The following is a 16,123-nucleotide window of genomic DNA, read 5'->3' as shown; positions in this document are numbered from 1 at the left end:
TGGAGAGTGGACTGGCGGGCCGTCACACTTCAGTGGGTGGGCGCTTCAGGCGCCGAGCAGGCGCCAGACGGCCGAGCGGCGGCGGGAGGAGCGCTCGCCGTCGGGGCCGTCGCCCGGCTGGAGCGCCGCGACGGCGGCGCCGGCCGCGGCCGGGTCCGCCAGCGGGCGGGCGGCGGTCAGCGCGGCGGCCTCGTCGGCGGTCAGCCCGGCCTCGGTGAGGGCCGTGGCGGCCTCGGCAGCCGGGACGGCGTTGAACCAGCGCAGCGCGAGGGCCGCGCGGCCGGCCTCGGTGAGGCGGCCGGTGAGCCGGAGGCGGGCGAGCCCGCCGTCCGGGTAGACGTTGATGCGCACATGGGTCACCGGGCGTCCGGTGTCGAGCCGGAAGCGGTGCCGGGTGTCGGGCTGCAGGCGGGTGCGGGGCAGGAGTTCGAACCACTCGCCGGCGGCCGGGTCGGCTCCGGTCGAGGCGTCGAAGCCGATCAGGTCGGCCCAGCCGGGGGCATTGGCGACGAAGTGGGTGGTGTCCACCTCGGCGGCCAGGACCTCACCACCCCCGGCCAGGGCGATCTGCACCCAGTCGTTGGCCTTGTCGCGCCGACGCCGGGTCTCCCAGCCCTCGCCCATGACGGAGGCGCGACCGGGAGCGTTCAGGTTGTGCGGGGAGGAGAAGTAGCGGTCGGACGCCGCCTCGGCCACGCCGCCGTACTCCTGGGCGGCCAGGTCGAAGGTGAGGCCGTCCAGCTCACGCGGGTCGGGCAGCACCTCGCCGTGCACGCGCAGCCGGGCGATGCCGCCGTCCGGGTACATGTTCAGCCGCACGTGGGTGTAGCGGGTGCCGTCCTCGACGGCGAACTCGTGGGCGGTGTCGCCCCGCAGGGGGGTGCGCGGCACGATCGTGGTCCAGTCGGCGTCCCCGAGTTCCTCGGGCGAGGGGTGGCCGGGTACGGACGCGGCCTCGACGGACCCGGATTCCGGGTAGTTGCCGGTGAAGTGGGCGGTGTCCACGATCACGCCGCGGATCACGCCGCCGGCGCCGAGCCGGACGATCGCCCAGTCGTGGTCCTGGTCGGTGGGGTGCGGCTGCTCGGCGGAGACGCCGCGGCGGCGCTTGGACTCCCAGCCGTCCATGATCTGGCCCTTGTGGCCGAAGGTGTGCGGGCGGAACTCGGCCGGCTTGGCGACCAGCAGGTTCTCGGCGTCCGCGAAGGTGTCCTCGTTGGTGGCGACGACGCCCGCGCCGAGCAGCCGGGAGGCCAGGTTGACCAGCTCGGTGAAGGGAGCACTCGGGGTGTCGGCAGTGGTCACTGACTCTCCTCTGTAGGCGCGTTCGGTTTCAGGCGCGATCGGACGGGGTGGTGGAACGGGTGGTGGTCCGCGCGGTGGCCCGGGCGGTGGTACGGGGGGTGGCAGGGGCGGCGGGCCGGGCGAGCTGCCGGCCGAAGGGCCGGGCTCCGGTGTCCACCTCGCGGCCGCGCAGCCAGGTGCCGCGCACCGCGCCGGTGAGGGTCCGGCCCGCGTACGGGGTCACCGGGTTGCGGTGGTGCAGGCCGCTCGCGTGGACGGCGAACTCGCCGTCGGGGTCGAAGGCGACCAGGTCGGCGTCGTGGCCGGGCGCGATGGCGCCCTTGGTGCCGGTGAGGCCGACCAGTTCGGCCGGTCCGGCGGACATCCAGCGCACGACGTCGGACAGGGTGTGGCCGCGGCGGCGGGCCTCGGTCCAGACGGCCGGCAGGCCGAGCTGCAGCGAGGCGATGCCGCCCCAGGCGGCCGCGAAGTCCCCGTTGCCGCCGTACTCGGGCAGCAGCTTGAGGTCGGGGGTGGACGGCGAGTGGTCGGAGACGACGGCGATGAACTCGCCGTTCGCCAGGGCCTCCCAGAGCGCGTCCCGGTTGGACTCGTCGCGGATCGGCGGGCAGCACTTGAAGGCGGTGTCGCCGTCGGGCACCTGCTCGGCCGCGAGGGTCAGGTAGTGCGGGCAGGTCTCGGCGGTCACCCGGACGCCGTCCTCGCGCGCCTGGCGCAGCAGCGGCAGGACGGCGGCGGAGGAGACGTGCAGGATGTGCACCCGGGCGCCGGTGCGCCGGGCGGTGTCCAGCAGGTGGGCGACGGCCGCGGTCTCCGCGTCGGCGGGGCGGGAGGCCAGGAAGTCCCGGTAGTGGACGCCGGGTTGCTGCGGGGCGGCGGCGAGGACGGTCGGGTCCTCGGCGTGGATGATCGCCAGCGCCCCGATCCGGGCCTGCTCGGCCAGGGCGGCCTCCAGGTCGGCGGCCTCGACGTGCGGGAACTCGTCCACGCCGGAGGGGGCGAGGAAGCTCTTGAAGCCGAACACGCCCTCGCGGTGCAGGGGTTCGAGATCCGCGACGTTGCCGGGGACGGCACCGCCCCAGAAGCCGAGGTCGACCCAGGCCTGGCCCTCGGCGGTCTTCCGCTTGGCCAGCAGCCCCTCCACCGTGGTGGTGGGCGGGATCGAGTTGAGCGGCATGTCGATGATCGTGGTGACGCCGCCGGCCGCGGCGGCCCGGGTGGCGGTGGCGAAGCCCTCCCACTCGGTGCGGCCGGGCTCGTTGACGTGCACGTGGGTGTCGACCAGGCCGGGCAGCAGGGCGGTGTCGCCGAGGTCGGCGAGCTCGCGGTCGCCGACCGTGAGCGAGCCGTGCGCGACGATCTGCTCGATCTTCCCGTCCCGGATCAGCACGTCCGCGGGGCGCTCGCCGTCGGGCAGGACGACCCGTCGGGAGCGGATCACCGTCGGCTGGCTGAAAGGCATGGGAGACCTCCGAAACCTGGGAGTTGGGGGGTGGTTTGGGGGCGGGTGGAGAGGTGTCCGAGGGTGCTTCTCGGGTGGTTCGAGGGTCGTCGAACGCGGGAGGAGGCGAGGGATTGCCGGGAGCCTAGGCCCGCCTTCAACAAAACGTCAATGGATGAACGTACGAGGGTTCAGCGCGCCAGTAGCTCGCCGGCCAGCTTCTCCCCCGCGACTTCGGCCAGCTCGGCGGCCCTGGTCATGCTGTCCCCCGGCTGTTCGGCCAGGTCGGTCAGCGCGATCGCGGCGGTGAAGCCGGCCGCCCGCCACTGGGGCTCGGCGAGTTCCAGTCGACCTGCCACGGCGGCCACCCGAACCCCCGCCCGGGCGGCCGCCGCGGCAACTCCGGCGGGGGCCTTGCCGTGGAGCGTCTGAGCGTCCAGGCAGCCCTCGCCGGTCACGACGAGGCGTGCCCCACGCACGGCCTCGTCGAAGCCCAGCAGGTCGAGCAGCAGCTCGATGCCGGGTCGCATGGTGGCGCCGAGCAGGGCGAGGGCGGCGAAGCCCACCCCGCCCGCGGCGCCGGCGCCGGAGGCCTCCCGGACGTCCCGTCCGGTGGCTTCGGCGACCAGGTCGGCGAACCGGGTCAGTCCTTCCTCCAGGACCACCAGGTCGTCGCCGTCGGCGCCCTTCTGCGGGCCGTACACGGCGGTGGCGCCGCGCGGCCCGAGCAGCGGGTTGTCCACGTCGCAGGCCACCACGATCTCGACGCCGCGCAGGCCGTCGGCCAGCGGGCCCGGGTCGATCTCCGCAAGCCTGCGCAACGCGGCTCCGCCGGGCGGGAGTTCGGCGCCTTCGGCGTCGCGCAGACGCACTCCGAGTGCCTGCACCATGCCCGCCCCGCCGTCCGTGCAGGCGCTGCCGCCGAGGCCCAGCACGATCCGCTTGACGCCGAGCGAGACGGCCCGGGCGATCAGCTGGCCGACCCCGTAGGACCCGGCCGCGAGCGGGGCGGTCCGGCCGCCGGGCAGCCGGGCGAGCCCGGAGGACTGCGCCAGTTCGACCACGGCGGTGTCGCCCCGGACGGCGAGCGCGGCGTCCACCGGCAGGCCGGTCGGGCCGGCCACCTTGGCCGGGACGCGGTCGAAGCCCGCCGCGAGCGCGGCGGCCAGGGTGCCCTCGCCGCCGTCGGCGACGGGCAGCTCGCGCACCTCGGTGCCGGGCGCGGCGCGCCGGATGCCGGCGGCGATCCGGGCGGCGACCTCGGCACCCTCCAGGGTGCCCTTGAACTTGTCGGGGGCGACGACCACATGGCCCTGGCGGGGGGTGGGCGGCATGATGCGGTCCTCGCTTCCGTACGGGTGTGGCGGTGGTACTGCGACGTGCGTCAAGCATGTGCCCGGGGGTCCGGGGGTGCGACCCCCTCGGCCGTTCCGGCCCGGGAGGGTCCGGAGGCCCCGGGAGGGCCTGGTCGGCCTGGGAGGGGCCGGAGACCCCGGGAGGGTGCGACCCCCTCCCCGCCGTTCCCCTCGTCCCGCTTCCGACGTACGAGAGGCTCCCCTCGGCGGGGAAGGGGCCAGGCGACGCGCAGGCACGACCGAAGTGCCCCCTGGAAGGGAGTACGCATCACCGGCTGGATCGACCGGCGGGCGGGCGGATGAGCCCCAGCCCGCACGCCGGTCGGGTCAAACCTCCTGGCGACGCGGGCACGACCGGATGGGTACACGCCGCCAGGAGGAGCTTCGGGCCGGGGGCTCCGCACGGGAGCCCCCGGGGGTGTTACTTGACCTCGCGGCCGGAGAGCCGCTCGACGCCGCGCAGCAGCGCCGAGTGGTCGAGCGAGCCGTCGCCGTTGGCGCGGGCGGAGGCGACCAGCTGGGCCACCACGGCGCCGACCGGCAGCGCGGCGCCCACGGCGCGGGCGGCGTCGGTGACGATGCCCATGTCCTTGTGGTGCAGGTCGATCCGGAAGCCCGGGGCGAACTCGCGGTTCAGCATGTTCGCCTTCTTGCGGTTGAGCACGGTCGAGCCGGCCAGGCCGCCGCCGAGGACGTCCAGGGCCGCCTGCAGGTCGACGCCGGCGTTCTCGAGGAACACCACGGCCTCGGCGAGCACCTGGATGTTGACGGCGACGATCAGCTGGTTGGCGGCCTTGACGGTCTGGCCGGCGCCGGCCGGGCCGACGTGGATGACCGTGGTGCCCAGCACGTCGAACAGCGGCTTGGCCTCGGCGAAGTCCTCGGCGGCGCCGCCGACCATGATCGACAGAACGGCCTCGACGGCGCCGGCCTCGCCGCCGGAGACCGGGGCGTCCAGCGTCCGGACGCCCTTGGCCTTGGCGGCCGCCTCGACCTTGATCGAGGTCTGCGGGGTGATCGAGGACATGTCGATCACCAGGGTGCCGGGCTTGACGTTCTCCAGTACGCCGCCCTCGCCCAGGATGGCCTGCTCGACGTGCGGGTCGGCCGGGACCATGGTGATGACGACCTCGGCGTCCTTCACCGCGTCCGCGATGGAGGTGGCGCCGTGGCCGCCGGCCGCGACCAGGGCGTCGATCTGCGGCTGGGTGAGGTTGAAGCCGGTGACGTGGTGGCCGGCCTTGACCAGGTTGGCGGCCATCGGGCTGCCCATGATGCCGAGGCCGATGAAGGCGATCTTGCGGCTCATCGCGTCGAGTTCCTTACGTGTGCGGGTGGGAGGTCGGGTGGGTCGGCCGAGAGCCGAGTGGCGCTACTCGGCGGCGCGCAGCTCGCGCGGCAGCCACCCGAAGCTGTCGGCGCTGACGCCGGTGGAGGGGCGGTACTCCAGGCCGATCGGGCCCGTGTAGCCGGCGGCGGTGAGCCGGGCGAACAGGTCCTCGAAGTCCAGTCCGCCGGTGCCGGGCTCGTTGCGGCCCGGGTTGTCGGCGATCTGCACGTGGCCGATGCGGTCGGCGTAGGTCTCGATGACCTGCGCCAGGTCCTCGCCGTTCTTGGCCAGGTGGTACAGGTCGCACAGGAACCGGGCGTTGCCCAGGCCGGTGGCGGCGTTGACCCTGTCGACCACCTCGACGGCGGCGGCGGCCGAGACCAACGGGTAGTCCGGGGACTCGGCCTGGTTCAGGGCCTCGATCAGCAGGATCGCGCCGACCTCGTGCGCGGCCTTCGCGGCGAGCACCAGGTTGTCCAGTGCGAGCGCGTCCTGCTCGGCCGCCTCGACGCCCTCGACCCGGTTGCCGTACAGCGCGTTGAGCGCCTTGGTGCCGAGCGAGCCGGCGAGCTCCGCGGCGACCGGGACGTTGGCCCGGAAGCGGTCCCGCTCGGAGGGAACCGAGACGGTACCGCGGGCGCCCTTGCTCAGGTCGTCCAGGAAGTTGAGGCCGGTGAGCCGTACCCCGGCGTCGGTGAACGCCTTGCGGAGTGCGTCGAGCTCGGCCTCGGAGGGGTTGTGCTCCTCCCCGAAGGGCCACCAGAGCTCGGCGGCGGTGAAGCCGGCCGCGGCTGCCGCGGCGGGGCGCTCCAGGAGCGGCAGCTCGCCGAACAGGATCGACAGGTTGACCGTGTAGTGGTGCTTGGCAGCGGCCGTCACGTCAATCACCTCTCATCTCTCTTCCGTCATCCGCAACTTCCACGATCCGGAAGAGGGATTCTGTGTGGTGGAAGCATCTCCGGCCGATGAAGCGAGTGTCAAGGGCGTCGCAACATTTTGTTGAAGACGCTCGGAGGGTGCTCCGCCGCTGGTACCGCGACTGTTCGATCGCCCAGCCCCTGCCCGCCCGCACCCTCGCTGGATACAGTGATCCCGTGCGATTGATGGTGGAGTTCACGACAGAACCGTTCGAACTGGACACGTTCCCGGAGCACGCCGCGGCGGCCCGCAGGGCCGTCGACGACGCCGGCCTGGCCGTGTCGGTCGGCCCCTTCGGGACCGGCGCCGAGGGCGAGGCCGAACAGGTCCTCGCCGCGGTGACCAAGCTGCTCCGGGAGACCTTGGACGCCGGGGCGACCCGGATCTCCGTCCAGGTCAGCGTCCTGGACGAGGAGGGCGGTACGCCGTGACCGAGCACGTGGAACACCCGCTCGCCGCGGCGATGAAGCCGCTGCTGGACGCGGTCGGCGCGACGCCCGTCCCGCTGGACGAGGCCAAGACCGAGGACGTCGTCCTGGAGTGGGAGGGCACGCCGGCGCTGGCCGTCCGGCTGCCGCACCTGAGCAGCGCGCTGGACCGACTGCTGGCCGAGATGACCCGCCAGTTCGACGGCCGCCCGCTGGCCGAGCTGGACCGGCTGGAGAAGCAGCGGGTCGTCGCCCTTTTGGAGGAGCGCGGCGCCTTCACCGTCCGCCACGGCGTCGAGACGGTCGCCTCGGCCCTGGGCGTCAGCCGCTTCACGGTGTACAACTACCTGAACCGCCAGGACGGCTCGAAGCCCTCCTGACCGACGGGACTTTCCGAACGGGTGACCCCGCCGGTACGGCCAGTCTGGATCGGCCCGCGGCGGGGCACACTTGGCGAATCGCACACGAAAGGGCCCGGCATCCCGGGCCGGTTCAAAACGTAACCACCAACCGTTCAACAAAGTGTTGACGCCCGGGTGGGGTCGATCTAGCTTTTGCGGGTGGCACCACTCTTCAGGAGGTCCACTCGTGACCAACCACCCCCACGCCCTTGACGCCCTGGCCGCGGCCGATGCCGCGGAGCTGGAGGCGATCCTGCTGGAGGTATGCTCCAGCCCCCGTTGGGCCGCCGCGGTCGCGGAGGCCAAGCCCTGGTCCGACCGCGAGGCCCTGCTCGCCGCCAACGCGGCGGCCATGGCGTCGCTGACGGCCGAGGACCTGCGCGACGCGATGGCCGGCCACGCCCGGATCGGCAAGCCCAAGACGGGCGACGCCACCTCCGAGCGCGAGCAGGCCGGAATCCAGGGCGTGGACCAAGCGGTCCTCGACGAACTGCGCGAGGCCAACACCGCCTACGAGGCGAAGTTCGGCCACGTGTTCCTGATCTGCGCGACCGGCCGCACCGCGGTCGGCATGCTCGCCGCCCTGCGCGAGCGCCACCCCAACGATGCCGCCACCGAGGCGGAGATCGTCCGCGGGGAGCTGCGCAAGATCAACGACATCCGCCTCAACCGCCTGATCGACGGCTCCTGACCGCACTTCTGACGTACCGTCATGAACAAAGTCGTCGCTCACGCGCCCGGCCAGGTCGCTCGGGAACTGGCGCACCATCACATCTGCCATCAGTAAGGTCACTTCACCCATGACTGGCATCTCCACCCACGTGCTCGACACCAGCCTCGGCCGCCCGGCCGAGGGTGTCCCGGTCGAGCTCGCACTGCACACCGAGGGTGGCTGGCAGGTGCTCGGCACCTCCGCCACGGACTCCGACGGCCGGGTCAAGGACCTGCCGGCCGTGGAGGCGGGCTCGGTCGTCCGGCTGCTCTTCGACACCGGCGCCCACTACGCGCTCAAGTCGTCGGAGCCGCCGTTCTTCCCCGAGGTCTCGATCGTCTTCACGGTCGCGCCCGAACAGCACCACTACCACGTGCCGCTGCTGCTCAACCCGTTCGGATACTCGGTCTACCGCGGAAGCTAGTAGACCGACCTGGAAGCTTTAGGAGCCACGTCATGGCCCACGTGCTCGGTCAGAACCAGTACGGCAAGGCGGAGAACCGCATCGTCCGGATCTCCCGCGACTCCACCCGGCACGAGATCAAGGACCTGAACGTCTCGGTCTCCCTCCAGGGCGAGTTCGAGGACGTCCACCTCACCGGGTCCAACGCCAACTGCCTCCCCACCGACACCACCAAGAACACCGTCTACGCCTTCGCCAAGGAGTACGGCATCGAGTCGGCCGAGGCCTTCGGCATCATCCTGGCGCGCCACTTCGTCGACAACACCGAGCGCGGCGTCGTGCACGGCGCCCGGATCCGGATCGAGGAGTACACCTGGGACCGGATCAAGACGCCGGACAGCTCGGCCCGCTTCATCGGCTCGGAGGAGGTCGGCCACTCCTTCGTCCGCAGCGGCCAGGAGGTCCGCACCACCGAGATCTTCTACGACGGTGAGTCCGTCCAGGTCATCTCCGGTCTGAAGGACCTCGTGGTGATGAACTCCACCAACTCGGAGTTCTGGGGCTACATCAAGGACAAGTACACCACCCTGCAGGAGGCGTACGACCGCATCCTCGCCACCCAGGTGACCGCCCGCTGGAAGTACGGCTACAGCGGCAAGGACGGCGAGGCCCAGCCCAACTGGAACCGCTCCTACGCCCACGTGAAGCGCCACATGCTGGAGGCGTTCGCCGAGACCTACTCCTACTCGCTGCAGCAGACCCTGCACGCGATGGGCACCCGGGTCCTCAACAACCGCGCCGAGGTGGACGAGGTACGCCTCGAGCTGCCCAACAAGCACCACTTCCTCGTCGACCTGGAGCCCTTCGGCCTCAAGAACGACAACGAGGTCTACTACGCCGCGGACCGCATGTACGGCCTGATCGAGGGCACCGTGCACCGCGAGGGCGTCGCCCCGGTCATCCCGGTCGCCTGACCTCCCCCACCACCGTGGACACCGCCCGGAATCGCCGCACCCGCCGGCCCCCTCAGGCCGGTCGAGTCCGGGCGGGCCGGTCCATCCGCACCACCGGCAGCACCTGCGCCATCCGTATCACCCGCACCACCAGTTTCTCCACCCCCACCCACCGGAGTTCGTGTCTGCCTCGCGGCGGCCGGCCCGGGGCACTGGAGAGGCCGGCCGAGGAATCCTTGCACCGCCGTCCCGTCCTCGGCCACATCACCACCAGCCGCACTCCAGCGCCACGGGCGCGCCGGGAGCCACGGGCACAAGAGGGGCTCGACATGGCACCCAGCAACACCAGTACAGACGGCGGTTCCACCCCGGCAGGACCCCCTGGCCCGGACACCTCCACCAGCCTCCCCGGCGAGGAGTCCGGGCCCGGGACCCACCCCGTGGACGAGTTGCTGCCCCCGGTGAAACTGTTCTCCACCGGACTCCAGCACGTCGCCGCGATGTACGCGGGGGTCGTCGCACCCCCGCTCATCGTCGGCGCCGGCGTCGGGCTCTCGCCCGCCGAACTCGCCCTGCTCATATCGGCCAGCCTGTTCACCGCCGGACTGGCCACCCTCCTCCAGACCCTCGGGGTCTGGAAGATCGGCGCGCGACTGCCGTTCGTGAACGGCGTCTCCTTCGCGGGGGTCGCGCCCATGATCGCCATCGCCAACGAACACGGACCGAAGAACGCCCTCCCGGTGATCTTCGGAGCGGTGATCGTCGCGGGGGCCCTGTGCTTCCTCGCGGCGCCGTACTTCTGCAAGCTCATCCGGTTCTTCCCCCCGGTCGTCCAGGGCACCGTGATCACCCTCATCGGGGTGTCCCTGCTTCCGGTGGCGGTCAACTGGGCTCGCGGCGGCTCGCCGAGCGCCCCCGGGTACGGCTCCATGCGGGCCATCGGCCTCGCCGCGATCACCCTCGCCGCGGTGGTGCTCTGCAACCGGCTGCTGCGCGGCTTCTGGCAGCAGCTGTCCCTGCTCGTCGGCCTGGCGTTCGGCACCCTGATCGCCTTCCCGCTGGGGCTGGCCGACTTCGGCGCGGTCCGGGACGCGAAGGTCTTCGCGCTCCCCTCCCCGTTCCACTTCGGCGCGCCCATGTTCGACGCGGCCGCGATCGTCTCGCTCTGCATCGTCATGGTGGTCTCGATGACCGAGTCCACCGCCGACATGCTCGCGCTCGGCAAGATCGTCGACCGCGAGGCCGACGAAACCACCCTCGCCGCCGGCCTGCGGGCCGACGGCCTGGCCACCGCGCTCAGCCCCGTCTTCAACGGCTTCGCCGCCAGCGCCTTCGCCCAGAACATCGGGCTGGTCGCGCTGACGAAGATCCGCAGCCGCTTCGTGGTCGCGGCCGGCGGCGGCATCCTGGTCCTGCTGGGGCTCTTCCCCGTGCTGGGCTCGGTCGTCTCCCTGGTACCGCAGCCCGTCCTCGGCGGCGCCGGGATCGTGCTCTTCGGCACGGTCGCGGCCAGCGGCATCCGCACCCTCGCGGAGGCCGGCATGGAGTCCAGCTCCCACACCATCCTGGTGTCGGTCTCGCTCGGTGTCGGCATCGTCCCGATCGCCGCGCCGACGTTCTACGACTCCTTCCCGGAGGCCGTAAGGACCCTGATGCACTCGGGGATCTCGGCCGGCTGCGTGATGGCCGTCCTGCTCAACCTGCTCTTCCACCACGTCGGAGCCGCCCGCCGGTCCAGATCCGGCGAGGGCTCCGGCGCGACGGTGCCGACGGCGACACCGTCCTGACCGGTCCGGGAGGAGCGCGCCTCGCCCCGACGCGCCCTCCTCCCGGCCCTCCCCCACTAGGAGACACCATGGCAGTCCAGCCCCCGCCCGCCGACCAGCGGATCGTGATCGAGAACGTCGCGATCGCCACCGTCGACGCCAACGACACCGAGTACGCCCGCGGCCACGTGGTCATCCTCGGCAACACGATCGAGTCGGTCGGCGACGGCGCCGCCCCGGCGTGGCTGGACAACGTGGTGCGCCGCATCAACGGCGAAGGCCACCTGATCACCCCCGGCCTGGTCAACACCCACCACCACTTCTACCAGTGGATCACCCGCGGCCTCGCCCAGGACAACATCCTGTTCGACTGGCTGGTCGCCCTCTACCCGACCTGGGCCCGGATCGACGAGAAGCTCGTCCACGCCGCCAGCCAGGGCTCCGCCGCCGCGCTGCTCAAGTCCGGCTGCACCACCGCCTCCGACCACCACTACGTCTTCCCCCAGGACGGCGGCGACGTCCTCGGCGCCTCCATCGAGGCCGTCCAGGAGCTCGGCCTGCGGTTCACCGCGCTGCGCGGCTCGATGGACCGCAGCAAGAAGGACGGCGGCCTGCCGCCGGACCACGCCGTCGAGGAGCTGGACGACATCCTGGCCGCCTCCGAGGCCGCCGTCGACCGGTACCACGACTCCTCCTTCGGCTCGATGCTGCACGTCGCCATCGCGCCCTGCTCGCCCTTCTCGGTCTCCACCGACCTGCTCCGCCAGTCCGCCGAACTCGCCCGCCGCAAGGGCGTCCGGCTGCACACCCACGGCTCGGAGACCGCCGAGGAGGAGCAGTTCTGCAAGGAGCTGTTCGGCATGGGCCCGACCGACTACTTCGAGTCGGTCGGCTGGCTCGGCGAGGACGTCTGGATGGCCCACTGCGTCCACATGAACGACTCCGACATCGCGAAGTTCGCCGAGACCGGCACCGGCGTCGCCCACTGCCCCTCCTCCAACGCCCGCCTCGCCGCCGGCATCGCCCGGGTACCCGACATGCTCCGGGCCGGCGTCCCGGTCGGCCTCGGCGTGGACGGCACCGCCTCCAACGAGTCCGGCGAACTCGGCACCGAGCTGCGCAACGCCCTGCTGATCAACCGGCTGCACGGCTCCCCCACCGCCCTCACCGGACGCCAGGCGCTGCGCCTCGGCACCATGGGCGGCGCCCGGGTGCTCGGCCGGCAGAACGAGATCGGCTCGATCGAGGTCGGCAAGCTCGCCGACCTGGCGCTGTGGAAGATCGACGGGGTCATGCACTCCTCCATCGCCGACCCGATCGCCGCGCTCACCTTCGGTGCCCTGCCGCCGCTGTCAGCGCTGTTCGTCAACGGCAACGCGGTGGTCGAGAAGGGGCAGCTGACCACCGTCAACGAGGACCGGATCGCGCGCGACTGCGCCCGCGCCGCCCGGGAGCTGGCGGCCCGACCGGTCTGACACCCCTCGGACTCCGAGGGCACCCAGGGACGGTGTGCCCCCGGACTCCGCGCACCCCACAGCGGGTGCGCGGACCGCGGCCCCGGACCCACGGCGAGGGTCCGGGGCCGCGGCGTGCCCGGCGCCGACCCGCCCCCACCCCGGCGAGCTCGGGGGCGAACTCCGGGCGGGGAGCCTCAGCGAACAGATGACAGACGACAGCGACCAGATGACAGATGACGAAAGTTGTCATCTGTCATCTGGTCGCCGTCATCTGTTCGCCGTCATCCGTCCGCCGTCATCCGTCCGCCGTCAGGCCGCGCGCCCGATCGTCGACAGGTAGGTGCGCCAGCCACCGTGGTGGGTGATCTCGCGGTGGACGCCGCGCTCGACTTCGCCCCGGGCGAGCAGCATGGAGAAGCACGCGGAGCCGTCCTCCAGCGTGATCACGCCCAGCTCCAGCTCGCGCGGTTCGCCGGGCAGCACGACGTCCCGCAGCCGCTCCAGGCTGATGTCGTACAGCTCGCCCTCGATGGCGGTGTCGACGTCCGGGTCGGGCAGCAGCCCCGGGCAGACGTCCGTGCCGCCACTGTGGTCGATGGAGAAGAAGCGGTAGCCGGGAGCGGTCCGGGCGGGCCCGATCAGCGCGTCGGCGACCTTGGCGTGGAACGGGCCGCCGACCATCGCCTGGCCGTTGAAGAAGATGCGCGGCATGGGTGAACTCCTTGCGAGGAAAAGGCCGTTCCGTACGGCGATGAGAGGACAGGTGGATTCGTCGCCGTACGGAACGGAGTAACGGGCCGCCGGAGTGCTACAGCCTGGCAGGCGTCAGCGGCGGAGCCGGCGGATTAGATTGGGCTCAGCCCAGCAGGGGAAGCGCGGGGAGGGTCAGGAAGTCCGCGAACTCCTCGGCCAGGGCGACCTGTTCGAAGAGCTGGGCGGCCTCGCGCCAGCGGCCGGCACGGTAGGCATCCTCGCCCAGCTCGGCGAGGAGTTCGGCCAGTTCCGTGGCGACCAGGCTGCGGACCAGTTCGGCGGTGGCCTTCTCGCCGGTGTCGGAGAGCACGACCCCGTTGTGGATCCACTGCCAGATCTGCGAGCGGGAGATCTCGGCGGTGGCGGCGTCCTCCATCATGTTGAAGATGCCGACCGCGCCCATCCCGCGCAGCCAGGCCTCGATGTAGCGGACGCCGACCTGGACGGCGTTGTGCAGTCCCGCGTGGGTGCAGGTGCCGCCGGCGCCGGCGATGTCGAGCAGCTGGGCGGCGGTGACGGGCTCGGACGGGCCGGGGTTGTCCTTCTGGTGGGGCCGCTCGCCGAGCACCGCGTCGAAGGAGGCCCGGGCGACCGGCACCAGGTCCGGGTGGGCGACCCAGGAGCCGTCGAAGCCATTGCCGGCCTCGCGGTCCTTGTCGGCCTTGACCTTCTCGAGCGCGGCCGCGTTGACCTCGGGGTCCTTGCGGCTGGGGATGAACGCGGCCATGCCGCCGATCGCGTGGGCGCCGCGCTTGTGGCAGGTCTGCACCAACAGGCGGGTGTAGGCGGCCATGAACGGCGAGGCCATGGTGACGCTGTTGCGGTCCGGCAGGATGTAGTGCTCGCCGGCGTCGCGGAAGTTCTTGACGATCGAGAACAGGTAGTCCCAGCGCCCGGCGTTGAGGCCGGCCGCGTGGTCGCGCAGCTCGTAGAGGATCTCGTCCATCTCGAAGGCGGCGGTGATGGTCTCGATCAGGACGGTGGCGCGGATGGTGCCGTGCGGGATGCCGAGTGCGGCCTGGGCGTGGGTGAACACGTCGTTCCAGAGCCGGGCCTCGAGGTGGCTCTCGGTCTTCGGCAGGTAGAAGTACGGCCCGGAGTTGGGGTCCTCGGCGCCCTTGGCGAGCAGCCGGGCGGCGTTGTGGAAGAAGTACAGGCCGAAGTCGAGGAAGGCGCCGGCGACCGGGGTGCCGTCGACCAGCAGGTGGCTCTCGTCCAGGTGCCAGCCGCGCGGGCGGACCACGACGGTGGCGAGTTCGGCGGCGGGCTTGAGGGCGTAGGCCTTGCCGGCCGGGGTGGTGAAGTCGATCCGGCCCTCGTAGGCGTCGATCAGGTTGACCTGGCCGCTGACCACGTTCTCCCAGGTCGGGGAGGTGGCGTCCTCAAAGTCGGCGAGCCAGATCCTGGCGCCGGAGTTGAGGGCGTTGATGACCATCTTGCGGTCGGTCGGCCCGGTGATCTCGACCCGGCGGTCCTGGAGGGCGCGGGGCGCCTCGGCGACCTTCCAGTCCCCGGCGCGGATGTCGGCGGTGTCGGGGAGGAAGTCCAGCGTGCCGGCTGCCGCGATCTCGGCGCGGCGGGTCTTCCGCCTGGCCAGGAGCTCTTGCCGGCGGTCCTCGAAGGCGCGATGGAGGCCGACGACGAAGGCGACGGCCTCCGGAGTGAGCACCTCCTCCGCCCGGTGGACGCGCGGACCGGCGACAGTGACGACCGGAGCGGCGGGGGAGGTGCCGACGGGCCCCTGATCTGCAGCCATGAGCAGGACACTCCTAAGACGGTTGAGCCTGGCGAAGGGAGCTCCGGTGGGAACTTCCTCGGGAACTTCCTCGATCGTTACCCGCCTGTCGGCGAGTTCGATTCTGTAAGGTGGAGACTAGTTTCCGCGATACAGAATTTCAACGGTTTGTTGAATAGGTCGCCGGGACTCTACTCCTCCCCGACAGCGAAGGGAACGCCGGTGGTTGCGACCCCCGACACAGCATCGACGACAGGCTCCGACCGCGCGAGCGGCGGCGTGCAGTCCGTCGAGCGCGCCTTCCAACTCCTGGAGGCGCTGGCCGACGCCGGCGGCGTGGCCACGCTCAGCGAGCTCTCCACCAGTTCCGGCCTCCCGATGCCGACCATCCACCGACTGGTTCGTACCCTCGTCCAGCAGGGCTATGTCCGCCAGGACACCGCGCGCCGCTACACCCTCGGCCCCCGGCTGATCCGCCTCGGCGAGACGGCCGGGCGGCTGCTCGGCAGCTGGGCCCGCCCCTACCTGGCCGAGCTCATGGAGGCCACCGGCGAGACCGCGAACCTGGCGGTACTGGAGGGCGGCGAGGTGGTGTACGTCGGGCAGGTGCAGTCGCGGCGCTCGATGCGGATGTTCACCGAGGTCGGGCGGCGGGTGCAGCCGCACTGCACCGGCGTCGGCAAGGCACTGCTCGCCCAGCTGCCCGAGGACGAGGCGCGCGCCGTCCTCGGCCCCAACCCGCTGCCGGCCCACACCGAGTACACGGTCACCGACCCGCAGGAGCTGCTGCACCAGCTCGCCGAGGCGCGCGAGCGCGGCTACGTGGTCGACGACCAGGAGCAGGAGATCGGCGTCCGCTGCATCGCGCTCGCCGTCCCCGGCGCGCCGACGCCCACCGCGCTCTCGGTCTCCGGGCCGGAGGCCCGCATCCGGGCCCTGGAGGAGCAGGCCGGGGCCGCCTCGCTGGTACCGGTGATGCGCCAGATCGCCGGCCGGCTGGGGCAGGTCCTCGCCCCCTGAGGGCCACCAGCCTGACGCCTCGTCACCCCCCCTTCCGACACGGGCCGCCGGGCCGACACCGCACGTCCTCCGTTCGAGCGGACGGCGGCGGGGCGGGTCGGGATGCGCCCCGGTCGCGGCGACAGCTCGGCCACCCTGGTGCGGAC

At 72.1% G+C, this 16,123-nt stretch carries 14 protein-coding genes and 1 pseudogene; 8 read left to right on the top strand and 7 right to left on the bottom strand.

The window, feature by feature from the left end; translation table 11 throughout:
* Positions 1-258 precede the first annotated feature (258 nt).
* The 5 genes and pseudogenes from alc to ACZ52R_RS17090 all read right to left on the bottom strand — a co-directional run.
* Positions 259-1,344, bottom strand: a pseudogene (gene alc, locus ACZ52R_RS17110) (allantoicase); the annotation flags it as partial.
* Entirely contained in the window at positions 1,334-2,767 is a 1,434-nt protein-coding gene (gene allB / locus ACZ52R_RS17105; RefSeq protein ID WP_465619757.1) for an allantoinase AllB, read from the bottom strand. The pseudogene alc and the gene allB, both read right to left, overlap by 11 nt.
* Before the next feature lie 170 nt (positions 2,768-2,937).
* A complete protein-coding gene (locus ACZ52R_RS17100; RefSeq protein ID WP_465619755.1) occupies positions 2,938-4,080 on the bottom strand; it encodes a glycerate kinase in 1,143 nt (380 codons plus the stop codon).
* Between the two features lie 442 nt (positions 4,081-4,522).
* Positions 4,523-5,410, bottom strand: a complete 888-nt coding sequence (locus tag ACZ52R_RS17095) for a 2-hydroxy-3-oxopropionate reductase (RefSeq protein ID WP_465753675.1) — start codon at positions 5,408-5,410, stop codon at positions 4,523-4,525.
* 63 nt (positions 5,411-5,473) lie between these two features.
* Positions 5,474-6,319 (bottom strand): TIM barrel protein, encoded by an 846-nt coding sequence (locus ACZ52R_RS17090; protein ID WP_465619751.1) that lies wholly within the window; start codon positions 6,317-6,319, stop codon positions 5,474-5,476.
* Between the two features lie 215 nt (positions 6,320-6,534).
* Here ACZ52R_RS17090 and ACZ52R_RS17085 point away from each other — a divergent pair, with 215 nt between their 5' ends.
* From ACZ52R_RS17085 to ACZ52R_RS17055, 7 genes are all read left to right on the top strand, one after another.
* A complete protein-coding gene (locus ACZ52R_RS17085) occupies positions 6,535-6,780 on the top strand; it encodes a thiamine-binding protein (protein ID WP_465620007.1) in 246 nt (81 codons plus the stop codon).
* The gene (locus tag ACZ52R_RS17080) at positions 6,777-7,157 is read left to right on the top strand and encodes a helix-turn-helix domain-containing protein (protein ID WP_465619749.1); all 381 of its coding nucleotides are present in this window, start codon (positions 6,777-6,779) and stop codon (positions 7,155-7,157) included. The genes ACZ52R_RS17085 and ACZ52R_RS17080 overlap by 4 nt, the downstream gene beginning before the upstream one ends.
* A 208-nt stretch (positions 7,158-7,365) precedes the next feature.
* On the top strand, positions 7,366-7,869 hold the full coding sequence (gene uraD / locus ACZ52R_RS17075) for a 2-oxo-4-hydroxy-4-carboxy-5-ureidoimidazoline decarboxylase (RefSeq protein WP_360490015.1): 504 nt from the start codon (positions 7,366-7,368) through the stop codon (positions 7,867-7,869).
* 109 nt (positions 7,870-7,978) lie between these two features.
* The gene (uraH, locus tag ACZ52R_RS17070; protein ID WP_360490017.1) at positions 7,979-8,314 is read left to right on the top strand and encodes a hydroxyisourate hydrolase; all 336 of its coding nucleotides are present in this window, start codon (positions 7,979-7,981) and stop codon (positions 8,312-8,314) included.
* Between the two features lie 32 nt (positions 8,315-8,346).
* Positions 8,347-9,267 carry a factor-independent urate hydroxylase gene (gene pucL / locus ACZ52R_RS17065; protein WP_465753674.1) on the top strand — a complete coding sequence of 307 codons (921 nt, stop codon included), beginning with the start codon at positions 8,347-8,349 and terminating at the stop codon, positions 9,265-9,267.
* Positions 9,268-9,575: 308 nt separating this feature from the next.
* Positions 9,576-11,033: a nucleobase:cation symporter-2 family protein gene (locus tag ACZ52R_RS17060; protein ID WP_360490021.1), complete on the top strand. Its 1,458-nt coding sequence runs from the start codon at positions 9,576-9,578 to the stop codon at positions 11,031-11,033.
* 68 nt (positions 11,034-11,101) lie between these two features.
* On the top strand, positions 11,102-12,487 hold the full coding sequence (locus ACZ52R_RS17055; RefSeq protein ID WP_360490023.1) for an 8-oxoguanine deaminase: 1,386 nt from the start codon (positions 11,102-11,104) through the stop codon (positions 12,485-12,487).
* A 291-nt stretch (positions 12,488-12,778) separates the two neighbouring features.
* Here the strand turns inward: ACZ52R_RS17055 and ACZ52R_RS17050 are convergent, their stop codons facing one another.
* Entirely contained in the window at positions 12,779-13,180 is a 402-nt protein-coding gene (locus tag ACZ52R_RS17050) for an allophanate hydrolase-related protein (protein ID WP_360490025.1), read from the bottom strand.
* A gap of 145 nt (positions 13,181-13,325) precedes the next feature.
* Positions 13,326-14,978 carry a malate synthase A gene (gene aceB / locus ACZ52R_RS17045; protein WP_465619741.1) on the bottom strand — a complete coding sequence of 551 codons (1,653 nt, stop codon included), beginning with the start codon at positions 14,976-14,978 and terminating at the stop codon, positions 13,326-13,328.
* Between the two features lie 201 nt (positions 14,979-15,179).
* Between aceB and ACZ52R_RS17040 the strand changes: the two genes are divergently transcribed.
* Positions 15,180-15,977 carry an IclR family transcriptional regulator gene (locus ACZ52R_RS17040; protein ID WP_465619739.1) on the top strand — a complete coding sequence of 266 codons (798 nt, stop codon included), beginning with the start codon at positions 15,180-15,182 and terminating at the stop codon, positions 15,975-15,977.
* Positions 15,978-16,123 lie beyond the last annotated feature (146 nt).

Source organism: Kitasatospora sp. NPDC034023 (genome assembly GCF_055575795.1).
Note: the sequence above shows the minus strand (reverse complement) of the source record. Positions and strands in the feature narration are given on the sequence as shown.